This is a genomic window from Marinimicrobium hydrolyticum (assembly GCF_030848505.1).
Taxonomy (GTDB): domain Bacteria; phylum Pseudomonadota; class Gammaproteobacteria; order Pseudomonadales; family Cellvibrionaceae; genus JAVDDU01.
In genome coordinates this window covers 18,487-32,261 of sequence record NZ_JAVDDU010000010.1, presented here as the reverse complement: position 1 = coordinate 32,261, position 13,775 = coordinate 18,487, and the positions used below count along the sequence as shown (strand labels likewise).

General features: G+C 54.9%; 12 protein-coding genes. 8 read left to right on the top strand and 4 right to left on the bottom strand.

The window, feature by feature from the left end:
* The first annotated feature begins 591 nt into the window (after positions 1-591).
* The 3 genes from RBH33_RS14965 to RBH33_RS14955 are packed head-to-tail and all read left to right on the top strand — an operon-like array spanning position 592 to position 4,072.
* Entirely contained in the window at positions 592-1,926 is a 1,335-nt protein-coding gene (locus RBH33_RS14965; protein ID WP_306733024.1) for a hypothetical protein, read from the top strand.
* Positions 1,923-2,921: a 1-aminocyclopropane-1-carboxylate deaminase/D-cysteine desulfhydrase gene (locus tag RBH33_RS14960; protein ID WP_306733023.1), complete on the top strand. Its 999-nt coding sequence runs from the start codon at positions 1,923-1,925 to the stop codon at positions 2,919-2,921. The genes RBH33_RS14965 and RBH33_RS14960 overlap by 4 nt, the downstream gene beginning before the upstream one ends.
* 14 nt (positions 2,922-2,935) lie before the next feature.
* Positions 2,936-4,072, top strand: a complete 1,137-nt coding sequence (locus RBH33_RS14955; protein ID WP_306733022.1) for a cyclic nucleotide-binding domain-containing protein — start codon at positions 2,936-2,938, stop codon at positions 4,070-4,072.
* Here the strand turns inward: RBH33_RS14955 and RBH33_RS14950 are convergent.
* Positions 4,045-4,974, bottom strand: a complete 930-nt coding sequence (locus tag RBH33_RS14950; RefSeq protein ID WP_306733021.1) for a DUF1853 family protein — start codon at positions 4,972-4,974, stop codon at positions 4,045-4,047. The genes RBH33_RS14955 and RBH33_RS14950 overlap by 28 nt on opposite strands.
* A 266-nt stretch (positions 4,975-5,240) precedes the next feature.
* Between RBH33_RS14950 and RBH33_RS14945 the strand changes: the two genes are divergently transcribed.
* The 5 genes from RBH33_RS14945 (at position 5,241) to pepN (ending at position 11,350) form a co-directional block, all read left to right on the top strand.
* Entirely contained in the window at positions 5,241-6,137 is an 897-nt protein-coding gene (locus tag RBH33_RS14945; RefSeq protein ID WP_306733020.1) for an NAD(+) kinase, read from the top strand.
* Positions 6,138-6,139: 2 nt separating this feature from the next.
* Positions 6,140-7,099, top strand: a complete 960-nt coding sequence (locus tag RBH33_RS14940) for a metallophosphoesterase (RefSeq protein WP_306733019.1) — start codon at positions 6,140-6,142, stop codon at positions 7,097-7,099.
* Positions 7,100-7,126: 27 nt separating this feature from the next.
* On the top strand, positions 7,127-7,975 hold the full coding sequence (locus tag RBH33_RS14935; protein ID WP_306733018.1) for a rhomboid family intramembrane serine protease: 849 nt from the start codon (positions 7,127-7,129) through the stop codon (positions 7,973-7,975).
* Positions 7,976-8,372: 397 nt separating this feature from the next.
* Positions 8,373-8,627 carry a YeaC family protein gene (locus tag RBH33_RS14930; protein WP_306733017.1) on the top strand — a complete coding sequence of 85 codons (255 nt, stop codon included), beginning with the start codon at positions 8,373-8,375 and terminating at the stop codon, positions 8,625-8,627.
* 50 nt (positions 8,628-8,677) lie between these two features.
* Positions 8,678-11,350 (top strand): aminopeptidase N, encoded by a 2,673-nt coding sequence (gene pepN, locus RBH33_RS14925; RefSeq protein WP_306733016.1) that lies wholly within the window; start codon positions 8,678-8,680, stop codon positions 11,348-11,350.
* A 296-nt stretch (positions 11,351-11,646) separates the two neighbouring features.
* On the opposite strand, the gene RBH33_RS14920 is transcribed toward pepN, so the two are convergent.
* The 3 genes from RBH33_RS14920 to RBH33_RS14910 all read right to left on the bottom strand — a co-directional run bounded on the left by RBH33_RS14920 (position 11,647) and on the right by RBH33_RS14910 (position 13,662).
* Positions 11,647-12,381, bottom strand: a complete 735-nt coding sequence (locus tag RBH33_RS14920) for a UDP-2,3-diacylglucosamine diphosphatase (RefSeq protein ID WP_306733015.1) — start codon at positions 12,379-12,381, stop codon at positions 11,647-11,649.
* Positions 12,382-12,393: 12 nt separating this feature from the next.
* Complete coding sequence (locus RBH33_RS14915) at positions 12,394-12,888, bottom strand: peptidylprolyl isomerase (protein ID WP_306733014.1); 495 nt, start codon at positions 12,886-12,888, stop codon at positions 12,394-12,396.
* An 84-nt stretch (positions 12,889-12,972) separates the two neighbouring features.
* Positions 12,973-13,662 carry a TetR/AcrR family transcriptional regulator gene (locus RBH33_RS14910; RefSeq protein WP_306733013.1) on the bottom strand — a complete coding sequence of 230 codons (690 nt, stop codon included), beginning with the start codon at positions 13,660-13,662 and terminating at the stop codon, positions 12,973-12,975.
* Between the last annotated feature and the right edge of the window lie 113 nt (positions 13,663-13,775).

Genomic DNA, 13,775 nt, shown 5'->3' with positions numbered 1-13,775 from the left:
TCCCGCCCCGGTGTGGACACCAAGGATGGCGCCCATGTTTTCCGCCAGCCCGGAACTATTCAAAAAAGCCCCCACCAGTTTATGCTTGGAAAAAACGCCCCAGCCGCCTGCAGCAGGCCCCCGAGTAGAAGAATCCGCCCCTCGTCACCTCATCCTCGCCGCTAGGTTGACTTCGATCACATATCGAACTCTTTGGTCACAAAACGGTCACATAACCATGGTAATTTCTCCCCCAATGGATCTCTATAGGGAGGGATTACTTTTGTGCTGGATTCCAGATCTTCTGGAACAGACCCATACACCAATGACCGATTTTTAAACACAGTTAAACAGGAGAGGTACGCTATGGAAGACTATGTAGAAGAACTACTTGAGTTAGTTAACGAAGAAGACGACGATCAAGCGGAGGATTATTCCGACCTTTAAGGCCATCCCTCCGCAGTTCGCTCGTTCCCCCTCGCTACAATCTGCCTAACCCGTCACATCGTCACTGCCAAGCCTTCGGCATAATGAGTGCTGAGGCGCCAATCCGGCTCACGATGTGACCGGGGATGCCCTATACTCAGTTCACTCTCACCGTCGGACCGGCTTATGTCCCAAGAGACTCCGCAGCTAAACGAAGCTGTCTTACTTTTCAGTGGGGATGCGATCGATCGGGAAATGCTCTATCCCGAATTTGAAGCGATCCTGGATGGTTTCGTCCCCATGCCCGAGCACGCCGGTAGCACGGCCAAAGGCGTCTATTTGCGTATAGATTCCCAGTTGTGCATCGTCGGGGCGGCGTTCTTTCTGCTAGATTTTGACGCTTCCGGTAAAGCCAGTCCCCACTGGAATATCCCCTTGGAGCAAATGCTTAGCATGGCCGCCAAGGGGCCGGACCTGGGCGCTGGCCCCATCAAACTGGTGTGCTTTAGCCAATGCCCCATCGAATGGCAGCAGAAAAACCTGTGGGACCCTCAGATGGACCCGGGCCGCAACAGCTTCGTGTTGATGCGCAAAGCGGTAAAAGTCAACCGGCTTGGTTTGCTTGTGCAGGAAACGCCAGCGAGCGAGAAAGCGGCACAGGATAAAAGCCACCGACAGCTGCAACAAAAATTGCATCAACATTATTCCCAGGAGCTGCGTGACCGCATGGCCCACATGCTGCGCGAGCAGCGTTTGCGCGTGACCACGCTCAGCAGTCGACAGGCGAAAAAAGTACAAAAGTTGCAGCAGGAGCATCAACAGCGGATACAGCTCTATCGGGACAAAATACATCAATTGCAGGAGCAGAATGAAGAACTGACCCGGCGCCATCAATCGCTGCGGGAAAACTTCGACACCCAGGTGCAAAAAATCGAGGGCATGCGGGAATATTTTACCCACAAACTCGAAGCAGCTCATCAAGGCGAAAGCAGTCAACTGCAGGCGTTGCAGGAAAACTATGAGATGGAATTGGCGGCCCGAGTGCAAGCGGCCATCACCGAGCTTCAGGAGCGCCTGGATATGCGGGAGATGGAGCTGTTTTATCGCCACCAGCAGGAGAGTAACCTCAAAGACGAAATCGCCCGCTTACAAGAGGAAAACCAATCCCTTTTGAATCAGGGTGGCGGTCACCTTTTGAACAAACTCAGTCAGGCGGGAATCAACTTCGTTACCTTCCAGCCCGGTGCCGGGCACATGACCATCACGCTTGATGATATGGGCCGATATCTAAACGATCCTATGGCTTATGCCGCCGAGAAATGTGGCGTCGATGCGGATCACTACCGTCAGTGGCTCATGCACTACCAGAGCCCCGCCTGTTGCGCTGTAGACTCTAATGGTCAGGGCTGCGGTCGCCCGATTGCTCGTATTGATAATCCCAGTGACTTTCATCCAGGGGAAAGCGATCGCTGTCCAGTGCATCAGGACGTTGGGCAACAGCGTACGGCCGAACAGAGATGAACTTGCAGGCCGACCCCAATGCATCCTTAGAGTTAGCGGAGCTTCGTCAACGGGCCTTGGCCGTGCCTCACGATCCAGTGCATTGGCCGATCATGTCCCGCTTGGGTATAGAAGTGCTGGTGCGCCGGGATGACCTGGTGCATGAAGCCATGCCCGGCAACAAATTTTATAAGCTCTTCCATAATCTTAGCGCCGCGCGCCGGGGTGGCTATACTCAATTGGTCAGCTTTGGTGGGGCCTATTCGAACCATTTGCACGCCTTAGCCGCCGCAGGACGCACCTACGGGTTCACGACCCACGGACTGGTGCGGGGTGAGCGCCCCAAAAGTTTGAGCCCGACTTTGCAGGATGCGGAGTCATTCGGAATGAATCTGCATTTCATTCCTCGCCAACAGTATCGGCAATCCGAGTCGGTCTTGGAGCCCTTGCAAGACCGTTATAGTGCTCTGTTTGCAATACCTGAAGGCGGCGCCAATGATCTGGGTTGCCAGGGTACCCGCGAAATGGGTCGGGCGCTGGATGAAACGCTGCAGGGAGCTTACGATACCGTCTGTCTGCCCAGTGGTACTGGAAGCACCTTGGCGGGTGTCGCCAGTGGCTTACCCAGCGGCAAAATCGCGCTTGGTTTTTCTGTCCTCAAGGGCGAGGGAAGCCTCGGCGCCGAAGTGCGTCGGAGCAGCGATTCGTCAAACTGGCGTTTGATCAGCGGGTTTCACGGTGGCGGTTATGGGCGCAAGCTCAAACCGAACCTGCAGAATTTTTGGCACCGCTTCGAGCATGACTCGGGGCTTTTGGCGGACCCGGTATACACCCTGAAGATGTTTTGGGGAATAGAACAACTGGCCCTGCGTGGCTATTGGCCCCGAGGTAGTCGCTTGGTGGCGATACACACCGGCGGCCTGCAGGGGCGCCGGGGCTTTCTCGACCAGGCCCCTGTTTGGGCGCCCGACGCAATGGCTCCTAACAATAAAAAACAACGCTGCGTGGCTAACTAAGGAAGCGCAATTCTATGCTGCTATCACCACAAGCCGACAACCCGAACGGAACCGCATTCGACCTTGCGTTGACGCGTACACTGGTGCCGTTAAAAGATATGAGTGAGGCGCACCTGCTGGATTTGTTGCACAACAGTTCGGTGGAGATGACCTTTGCCGGGCAGACCTTGTTCTCGGCGGGAAAATTCGACGGTGATCACTTTTATCTGTTGCACGGCGATGTGGCCTTGACAGATGCCAAGGGTAATCGCTGCCAGGTGAAGGGGCGCTCCACACTCATGCCTTTGAGCGCTTATCAGCCGCGTCGCGAAACGGCGGTAGCGGAGACTGACGGCAGTATTTTGCGCATCGATGGCGAGCGCCTGGACAAACTCCTAACCTGGAGCCAAGTCAGCGATTATCTGCAGTTGAATATGTCACGCCAGCGCGATCTGGACGAGGATTTTGAGTGGATGATGACCGTGCTCAAGTCCAATTTGTTTTTCAAAGTCCCGCCCATCAACGTAGAGCACATTTTTTCCCGTCTGGAGCCGCAAGTGGTTTACGCCGGCGATACCATCATCCGTCAGGGAGAGCTGGGCGATTGCTGTTACTTTATTAAAGAGGGTCAAGCGGACGTCATTCGCCACCAAGGTGAGCAGCGTCAGCACCTGGCTACCATTACTACCGGCCGTTGTTTTGGCGAAGACGCGCTGGTGAATGACGCTCCGCGCAATGCCAGCGTGAGAATGCTGACCGATGGCGTGCTGATGCGGCTATCAAAAAATGATTTCTATCGCCTGTTGCGTGAACCTCGCGTCGACAGTTTGCCTCTAGCGAACATGGCTAAGGCCGTTCAGACGGGTGCCGTCTACGTGGATATGCGCAGCGAAGAGGAGTACAGCGAGGGGCATTTAGCGTGCGCGGCCAACATCCCGCTTAGTTTGCTGGCTATAAAGTCCCGCTTGTTGAGCAAAGAGGTGCAGTACATTTGCTACTGCAATACCGGTCGACGCAGCCGAGCGGCGGCTCACCTCCTTAAGGAGTTGGGGCATAATGCCGTGGCGCTGGAGGATTGCCCGTCGCTGTTTAATGACCCTGAATGGGAAACGCTGTTGGAGCGCGATTCAAACTACGTCTTACGTCACGGCAGGGCAGTGCTGGGCCAATAATCCGGCACCACGAACACCCGCTCTTGTTCGTGCCAGCCAAGATCACGCTGCTGCATCTTGGCCAGCAGCACCGGTCGTCCTGTCCCTCCTACCGTCTGCATCAATTCTTTTGTCATGGCTGCTCCCGTAAGGGGAACCTGCTCAGCACGTAATTGTGCCGGTGCCAGCCACTCCTTTCTTGCCAGCGGGTACCAGTAGGCACCGTCCAGTTGGGGGAGAAAACGCGTCAAATGCCACCAGCTACCACGCTGATGCTGCGAGTGGGCTTCGGCCGGTGGTGCCAGGTTCGTCCCGCCCGGATAAAAGTAATAGCCTCTCAGCACCAGCCCGCGTCGCCAGGGTACTTCCCGCTCCGTAAAACGACTCAGTATCTCCTTGCCATCGTCGGTTTGGCTAAGTGGCAGCTGATGCGACGTCAGCCGCGCTAGTTTAATATCCAGTCGATCATTGGCATTCGGACCCCACCACTGATCCCAGCGTGAGGGTTCGTTCGAGCCCGGCAGACCGAGATACAGTTTAACCGCCAGCTCCAGGTGCCAGTACTGATCCTGATATCGACACAGGAAATCAAACGCCCCCAGGGTGCGGCCGGCCTTCTCGACCTGCAGGTTATGACTCAGTAGGGTCCAGTCTGGATGGTGCTGTAAATAAAAACGCCACAAGCTCTCGAAATACAGCCCCAAACGATTGCTGGGGTTAATAGCCAGAGCGTCCAGGAGTGGTTGGGGGTTGTGATCCAATTGCTCCAGCCAGAGCCAATCTCTGGCATCAGGGACTGGCGCCAGCAGCGTTGCATCGCTGCCGGGCAAGGCGTCCATCAGCGAGGGGCTGAAGCAGCTCCACGCCAGATCACGTACCGCCTGGTGGCGAAAGGCGCTGAATTTCAAAGCTAGAATTGACATAAAAGCGTTTTACTTAAGGTTTAAGGTGGGTGGAGGAAAGGATGCCCTGGGTTTTGAGACCCTCGGAGGCAGGAAGCCGACGCGGAGCGTACATGGACGACTCGCAGGGAAGCGAGGAGTGCCCCGAAGCGCCGGGAGCGCGTAGGGGCCGTATCTACAGCGTGTCTCAAAACCCAGGGCATCCTTTCCTGAGCTCCCTCGACCGGCACCGGGTTTTCGTCTGTTATACTCGCCCAAAACACACCTTTAAAGGCCGGGAACACTTCATGTCAGTATTTTCCACCATCGGCTTGGTCGGTCGACTGGACAACGAGCGCGCCGCCTACTCTTTAAGGCGGATCATTCGTTTTCTGCAAGACCAGAGTATCGCATACGTCCTGGAGCAGGACACGGCAGAGCTTCTGGCGGATGCGGCAGTCAGCGCTTCGGCGCAAGCCCTGGCCCCGCTTGAAGCTTTGGGCGAGAGCTGTGACCTGGTCATTGTCGTCGGCGGTGACGGCAGCATGCTCGGTGGTGCACGTGCATTAGTGGATCATAATGTGCCTTTGCTGGGCGTCAACCGCGGCCGATTGGGTTTTCTCACCGACGTGGTGCCCGAAGACATTGAGGACAAGCTCGGTGAAGTCCTGGCGGGTAAGTATGTGGAAGAGCCGCGTTTTCTATTGACCGGAGAAGTGTACCGGCGCGGCAAATTGATGGGTGCCAGTGACGCGCTGAACGATGTGGTTTTGCACCCAGGCAAATTTATCCGCATGCTGGAATTTGAAATTTACATCGATGGTCATTTCGTAACCAGCCAGCGCTCCGACGGCATCATTATCTCCACGCCGACCGGCTCAACGGCCTACGCGCTCAGTGGTGGCGGCCCCATTTTGCATCCAGAGCTGGACGCCATCGGGCTGGTGCCTATGAACCCGCATACCTTAAGCAGCCGGCCCATGGTGGTGACCGGTGAAAGCCTGATCCGAGTGGTCGTGGGTGAGCATAACAGTACCAACCCGCAAGTGACCTTTGATGGCCAAATTCATGTCATGGCACATCCAGGCGACGAAGTCCTGATCCGCAAGAAACCTCAGCATTTGAAGCTGATTCATCCACTCAGTCACAACTTTTATGAACGCTGTCGCTCCAAACTGGGGTGGGGTGGTCACTTGTTGGAGTAGTGATGGATCGGAGCTCGGCCCCAAAGGGCTATGACATTATCGGTGACGTGCACGGTTGCGGCTTTGCTTTGGAACGCCTGTTAGAAAAACTGGGCTACCAGGAGGAGGCAGGCGTATACCGACATCCAGAGCGCAAGGTAGTCTTCCTGGGTGACATTATTGACCGCGGCCCCCACATACGTGAAGCTCTTCGGTTAGTGCGCGCCATGGTTGAGGCCGGGGAAGCGCAAATGGTTCTGGGTAACCATGAATTTAATGCCCTTGCGTACTTCACCCCGTCCGCTGACCCAGAGCGTGACTATCTTCGTCCACACATCCCTCGCAACGCGCGCCAGTTGGCGGAAACTCGAGAGCAGTTTGGTGATACGACGGAAGAATGGCAGGATTACTTGGACTGGTTTTTGAGCCTGCCATTGTTTTTGGAGTTCGAAAACTTTCGAGTGGTACATGCTTGCTGGGATGCGCAACTGATTGAGCAGCATCGGCAGCGCTATGGTGAAGGCTATATCAATCGAGAATTCCTTGAGGCCTCCGCCAACCCCAACAGCTTGGAAGGGCGCATCAAACAGCGCCTGACCAGCGGTGTGGATTTGCCCTTGCCGGACGGCATGAGTATTGTGTCCAGTGATGGCTATGAACGGAACAACTTTCGCACCAAGTTCTGGGCGCCAGATGCGCAAACCTATGGCGATCTGTTGTTTCAGCCCGACCCGTTACCCCCCGGTGTGGCACAAAGCCGCATCAGCCCCGAGCATCGCGAACAAATGGTAACCTACGGGCCGGACGAGCCGCCGTTGTTTGTTGGTCATTATTGGCTAAAAGGGCATCCGCAACCCATAGCGCCCAACATCGCATGCCTGGATTACAGTGCCGTAAAATTCGGGCGCCTGGTGGCTTACCGGTTCGATGGCGAAGCGCAACTGCGCGAAGAGAAATTTGTCTGGATCTACGTAGATCCTTGATCTTTTTTATCAAACACGAGAGCGCCTGTGAGTTGGACTCCAGTCAAACAACTGCCTATTTCGAAAGATTTATCAGGTCTGAGCCGTTTCCTGCGCAGTAGGGGATTCGTCCACCGCATCACCGAAGAAGGTGATCGGCAAATGCTTTGGGTCGACGACCCGGCAATGGCAGAACCGGTCGCGAGCCTGACCGAACGCTGGCTTTCCGGTGAATTTGATGCGCCGCAAGAACAAAGTCGGCAATCACCTCCGCTCATTCGCTTTGGCCCGAGCCCTAATCAAGCGCCTTTAACGTTGGTGCTTCTGGCTCTGAGTGTATTGGGTGCCCTGGCCGTTATGACACCTTGGGCGGAAGTGTTGGTGCCCATGCTCACCTTCCAGGATTTTACCTTGCGCATGACCGGCCCCGAGTTCGTCCCCGTTGCTGAAGGCATCGGCAGTGGCGAATTGTGGCGGTTGTTCACGCCGGCGTTTTTGCACTTCGGTATTTTTCACATCGTATTCAACGGACTCTGGCTTTGGGAATTGGGCCGCCGTCTCGAAGTTGCCGTAGGTTGGCGTCAGTATTTAATGTTTGTGCTGATTACCGGCACATTGGCCAATATCGCTCAGTACTATTGGAGCGGGCCGTCTCTATTCGGTGGAATGTCTGGCGTGGTTTACGCCTTGGTGGGTTACATCTGGATGCGCCAACGCCAAGCTCCGCACCCAGTACTGGCCGTTCCGCCCGGCATCATCGGGTTTATGCTGGTTTTTCTCATCATCGGTCTGACCGGTATCATCGACCAATTTATGCAAGGCTCAGTAGCCAACGGCGCCCATGTAGGCGGTCTTATGGCTGGAATGGCGTGGGGAATACTCGGCAGCAAGCGTTAGTGTTTTGTTATACTGCGAACTTTGTTGTCAAATGCCTATAGGCGGACATCGCAGACGAATTTTTTGGTGACGAGGAAATCAACGTACCTCCCTATTCGTCATCCCCGCGAAAGCGGGGATCCAGCGTTAAAGGCTGTTTTGCGCCGCGCAGTCTATGGATTCCCGCTTTCGCGGGAATGACGGATTTTCGGTAGAGGTTGAAGGCGTCTTTGTGTTTGGAATCCTCGCCATTGATGCATCGTCATCCCCGCGAAGGCGGGGATCCAGCGTTAAAGGCTGTTTTGCGCCACGCAGTCTATGGATTCCCGCATTCGCGGGAATGACGGACTTTAGAGAAAAGAGGTAAGGGCATCCTTTTCTTCCCAGTAAAACGTCCAATCGTGAAAAGAGTGCAAACATGAATTATCAAGAGTTATTGTCGTCAGTGACACCGGATATTTACCAGCGCCTCAAGCGCGCGGTAGAGTTGGGGAAATGGCCAGACGGCAATAACCTCAGCGCAGAACAGCGGCAGCTTTGCATGGAAGCCATTATCGTCTTCGAGCAAAAAAATCTGCCGCCGGAAGAACGCACCGGATACATTCCGCCCAAACCTGGCGGCGCTTGCGCAACTGAAGAAACCGATGCCGAAGCGCCACTGAAGTGGCGCTGAACCACCGGCTTTGTACGTGTCACCTCTGATTCACAAAAGGAAGGCCCCTTATGTCCGCACGAGATGCGCAACCCAATGCCATTCAACTCAAAGATTACCGCGCACCCGACTACTTGATCGATCGCACGGATCTTCGAGTGGACATTGGAGACGAGGTGACACAAGTCTCGGCTGACTTGGCGCTGCGCCGTAACCCCAGCGCGGATCAACCTGTCCCTGAACTGGCGCTCAACGGTTCAGATATGCATTTGATCTCAGTGGCCATAGACGGGCGGCCGCTGGAATCCCACGAATTTCGAGTCGATGAAGAGAGTCTTGTACTCATCAATCCGCCTGAGGAATTTCGCTTGCAAACGCTGGGAGAAATTAAACCTCAGCTTAACAAGTCCCTGGAAGGTTTATACAAATCCCGCACGATTTACTGCACGCAATGCGAAGCAGAAGGTTTCCGGAAAATCACCTGGTATCTGGATCGCCCGGACGTCATGAGTGAATTCACCACGACCATCGTGGCAGACAAAACCCGCTGCCCCTTGCTGCTCTCCAATGGCAACTTGTTGGAAGAGGGCGATTTAGAACACGGCCGCCACTTTGCCACCTGGCACGATCCTCATAAGAAACCCGCTTACTTGTTTGCGCTGGTCGCTGGCGACTTGCAGCACATTACAGATCACTTCACCACCCGCTCCGGCAGGGAGGTGACATTGAAGATCTATGTGGAAGAGAAAGACCTGGACAAGTGCGGGCACGCCATGGAGTCGCTAAAACACGCCATGCGCTGGGATGAAGAGCGTTACGGGCGGGAATACGATCTGGATATCTTTATGATCGTAGCGGTGGACGACTTCAATATGGGCGCCATGGAAAACAAAGGCCTGAATATTTTCAACACGGCGTGTGTATTGGCCAAGCCGGAAACCACCACGGACACGGGTTTCCAACGCGTGGAAGCCGTTGTAGCCCACGAGTACTTTCACAACTGGTCAGGTAACCGGGTAACTTGTCGTGACTGGTTTCAGCTAAGCCTTAAAGAGGGCTTTACGGTATACCGTGACTCCATGTTCTCCGCCGACATGGGTTCGCCGACGGTCAAACGTGTCGAAGACGTAAGCATGTTGCGCACCGCTCAGTTTGCGGAAGACGCTGGGCCGATGGCCCACCCAGTTCGGCCAGACTCCTACATCGAAATCAGTAACTTCTACACCTTGACCATCTATGAAAAAGGCAGCGAAGTGGTGCGCATGCTGGCGAATCTGCTTGGCCCTGAGTTGTTCCGTAAGGGCACGGATTTGTATTTCGACCGACACGACGGCCAAGCCGTGACCACTGAAGATTTCGTTGCCGCGATGGAAGAAGTGTCAGGGCGTGATTTCACGCAGTTCAAACGCTGGTACTCCCAAGCCGGAACGCCACTGCTTGAGGTGTCTGACTCCTACGATGCTGAACAAGATGAGTACCACTTAACGATTAGACAAAGCTGTCGCCCAACGCCCGAGTGTGGACGTAAACAGCCGTTTCATATTCCCGTGGCGATGGGATTGCTCGGCGCCGCCGGGCCGCTACCGCTGTTGCTTCAAGGGGAGGGCGGTGACTCCTCCAGTACGCACCGGGTGTTAGAGGTGACCGAAGAAGAGCAAACGTTTACGTTTGAAGGCATTCACGAGCAACCTGTGCCAGCGCTGCTGCGCGATTTTTCCGCGCCGGTAAAACTGCAGTACGATTATTCCCGCGATAATTTGACGCAACTCATGAGCCTGGACAGCGATGGCTTTTGCCGCTGGGATGCCAGTCAGCAGTTGGCCCGGAGAGTTATTGAAGACTTTATGGCCGCGTACCTGAGTGGCGAAGACCTGACTCAAGTCAAAGTTGATGCCCGGCTCATCGAAGCCTACCGAACACTGCTGAACGACGAGCACTTGGACAAGGCCATGGTTGCACTCATGCTGACGCTGCCCTCGGAGGCGTACATCAGTGAACAGATGGAACAGATTGAGGTGGAGGCGATTCACCACAGCCGACAAGCTGTGCGCCATGCGTTGGCTCTCGAGTTGGAAGCGGAGTTCCGAAGCGTTTACGCAGACCACGATTACAGCGTCGCTTACGAAGTCAGTGCCCAAGCCATTGCTCAGCGCTCGTTGGCTAACCTGGCGCTTGAGTATCTGATGTTGAGACAAGGCCCTGGCGTCGTGGCTTTGTGTGAACAACAGTATCATCAGTCCAGTAATATGACAGACCGCCTATCGGCCCTCACGCAAATCGTGAATAGCCCCGCCCATGCAGCCGCCGAGCGCAAAGAAGATGTTCTTAATGACTTCTATCAGCGTTGGCAGGGTGAATCTTTGGTGGTGGATCAATGGCTCCGGGTACAGGCAACCTGCCCACTGCCGGGCACTATGGAACGAGTGCGGGCCCTGGAATCACACCCAGCGTTTGACCCATTGAATCCGAACAAAATTCGCGCCCTGGTGGCCGCGTTCTCTAACGGTAACGCGATTAACTTTCATGCCACGTCTGGCGAAGGGTATGAACTTCTCGGCAACCATGTGCTGCGCTTGAATGCGGAAAACCCGCAAATTGCGGCGCGGTTACTAACGCCATTAACACGCTGGCGCCGATACCCGGGTGAGCGTAGCGAGCAAATGCGCGCCCAACTGGAACGTATTTTGGCGGAACCCAAAATCTCCAAAGATGTGTACGAAGTGGCCAGTAAAAGCCTTGCGTAGCTGAAGAAACCGGCTATGGCTCAAGAACTGGATCCCCGCTTTCGCGGGGATGACGTTACATGGGAAATCGGGTCATTCCCGAGAAAGCGGGAATCCATAGGCCACACAACTCGTAGAACAGGATGTACTTTCAGAGCTAAAGGAAAGAATCCCCCGCGTTTTGAGACCCTCGGAGGCAGGACGCCGACGCGGAGCGTACAGGGAAGTATATACAGCGTGTCTCAAAACGCGGGGGATTCTTTCCTGCCCGCAATTTCCGAATACTCTTTCAGCTTTCAGCTTTCAGCTTTCAGCTTTCAGCTTTCAGTTTTCAGTGGCCAAGACTCCAACGACAGCTCCGACCCTTCTGCACGCACACACCAACCGTGGTCGTGCCAGTCACCCAGCACAATACGCTCGGCAGGCTTATCGTTCACCGTCAGTTGGTGACGGTCGGGCCTGTGAGTATGGCCGTGAATCAGCAAATCGACGTTCGCCTCCTCCATAACCCGAACCACCTCTTCAGGCGTCACATCCATAATGTCTTCCGCTTTCATGCTGGTCATCGACTTACTGTGATTGCGCAGCTCAGTGGCTAACTGTCGGCGCGCCGCCAGAGGTTGCGCCAGCGCCTGAGCCTGCCACTGTGGTGAGCGCATTTGAGCACGAAACGCCATGTACTCCACATCGCGCGTACACAAACTATCGCCGTGCATAAGCAATGCCCGGCGATCACCCAGTTGGATGGTAGTCGGATCATCAATCAGCTTGGCACCGGCGGCGCTGGCAAAATCTCCGCCGAGCAAAAAATCCCGATTGCCATGCATCAAATAAATACCCACCCCCTGATCGGAAAGCTGGCGTAAATCTGCCGCGGTTTCCAAGGCTAGGGGACTGTCGTCATCGTCACCGACCCAGGCGTCAAAAAAATCACCGAGAATGTACAGGGCTTCGGCGCTCTGCGCTTGTTCACGCAGAAAACGCTGAAATCCCTCGGTGATGTGCGGTCTGGATTCGTGCAGATGCAGGTCAGAGATAAAAAGAGTTGTCATAGTGGGCCGTTTTTATTCGTTAACGGTTACGCGTTCAATGACCACCGGCTCCACCGGTACGTCCTGGTGGCCGCCTTTGCTGCCGGTTTTCACGTTTTTAATTTTATTGACCACATCCATGCCATCGGTGACTTTGGCAAACACGCAGTAGCCCCAACCCTGAGGGGTTTTATTGCTGTGATTCAGAAAGCCATTGTCCTGCACATTGATAAAAAACTGGGAAGAGGCACTGTGGGGATCATTGGTGCGGGCCATAGCCACACTACCCACGGCGTTGTTCAGGCCGTTGTCCGCTTCGTTTTCAATGGGGTCGCGGGTTTCTTTTTGTTGCATGTCTTCGGTGAAGCCACCGCCCTGGATCATAAAATTGCTGATCACACGGTGAAAAATCGTACCGTCAAAAAAACCGTCTTCGGCGTACTGTTTGAAATTAGCGGCGGTCTTGGGGGCTTTTTCGTGGTTTAACTCTAGGGTGATGTCACCCATGTTGGTATGCAGCGTAATCATTGGCGCTCCTTGAATGTGCAAAAAACAGAAAGGCTAATGATACGCGGCTTGACGCTTGGACGGAACCCGCTTGTTGTTTAAGGCTCAGTCGGCTTCCTGACACTTGGTCACGGCGACCTTCAGGCCCTCGATCTCAATGGTCAAAAGGTGGTCAATTACGCGGGCTTGGCTTTCAGGATGGCGGGAAGAGAAGGTCTCGGGCCAGTTGTCGCAGTAGATGGCGCCTTCCACGCTGCCGGTCTTGAGCAACGTACTGATGCCATGGACCAGGGACCAGGCGCTAAAAGATGCCACGGATGCTTGATATTCCGTAGCCTCGGCGCCTTGCTCACGAATCAGCTCAATCAGAGTGTCGCGCAGCATTGATTCGCTGCACACGCCTGCCTCGATACACTCCGGGGTGATTCGTTCGAAATCGGGGTTCCATGAAAATAGAGTGTCGAACAGGTGGGGTTTTTCCAGGGCGAAATGCATATAGGCATGGCCCAGCGCCTTCACTTTGTCTTCTGCTCGGCTGTTGGCAGGTAGTGCCTCAAGGGACTCCGCCATGGTGTCGCTAAGTTGAGCAAAGCCCAGGGTGCGCAACTCCATAAGCAACGCGGTTTTATCGGAAAAATGCCCATAAACCGCCGTTGGGGTGACTCCCAGGGTTTTGGCCAGGCCGCGCAGGCTCAACTTGTCCAGACTCTCCGAGGCCAGTGCCTCCAGCGCCGTTTCCAGCAGTGCCTGACGTAAATTGCCGTGGTGGTAATTGGCTTTTTTGACTTGATTCATAATTCTGCAAACTGCCCTCTGACGTTCAGTCTAGCAGATGTCATCCTTTCGCCACAGTACCGTGGGTGTATCTGTTTCAGAAAGGGGTTGGGAAATCAATATGTGCCACGAGG

What these genes read in the sequence shown, in the direction of transcription:
- RBH33_RS14945 (WP_306733020.1), top strand. Translation starts at nt 5,241, where the DNA reads ATGTCAGTATTTTCCACCATCGGCTTGGTCGGTCGACTGGACAACGAG.
- RBH33_RS14915 (WP_306733014.1), bottom strand. Translation starts at nt 12,888, where the DNA reads ATGATTACGCTGCATACCAACATGGGTGACATCACCCTAGAGTTAAAC.
- RBH33_RS14965 (WP_306733024.1), top strand. Translation starts at nt 592, where the DNA reads ATGTCCCAAGAGACTCCGCAGCTAAACGAAGCTGTCTTACTTTTCAGT.
- pepN (WP_306733016.1), top strand. Translation starts at nt 8,678, where the DNA reads ATGTCCGCACGAGATGCGCAACCCAATGCCATTCAACTCAAAGATTAC.
- RBH33_RS14940 (WP_306733019.1), top strand. Translation starts at nt 6,140, where the DNA reads ATGGATCGGAGCTCGGCCCCAAAGGGCTATGACATTATCGGTGACGTG.
- RBH33_RS14950 (WP_306733021.1), bottom strand. Translation starts at nt 4,974, where the DNA reads ATGTCAATTCTAGCTTTGAAATTCAGCGCCTTTCGCCACCAGGCGGTA.
- RBH33_RS14955 (WP_306733022.1), top strand. Translation starts at nt 2,936, where the DNA reads ATGCTGCTATCACCACAAGCCGACAACCCGAACGGAACCGCATTCGAC.
- RBH33_RS14960 (WP_306733023.1), top strand. Translation starts at nt 1,923, where the DNA reads ATGAACTTGCAGGCCGACCCCAATGCATCCTTAGAGTTAGCGGAGCTT.
- RBH33_RS14920 (WP_306733015.1), bottom strand. Translation starts at nt 12,381, where the DNA reads ATGACAACTCTTTTTATCTCTGACCTGCATCTGCACGAATCCAGACCG.
- RBH33_RS14910 (WP_306733013.1), bottom strand. Translation starts at nt 13,662, where the DNA reads ATGAATCAAGTCAAAAAAGCCAATTACCACCACGGCAATTTACGTCAG.
- RBH33_RS14930 (WP_306733017.1), top strand. Translation starts at nt 8,373, where the DNA reads ATGAATTATCAAGAGTTATTGTCGTCAGTGACACCGGATATTTACCAG.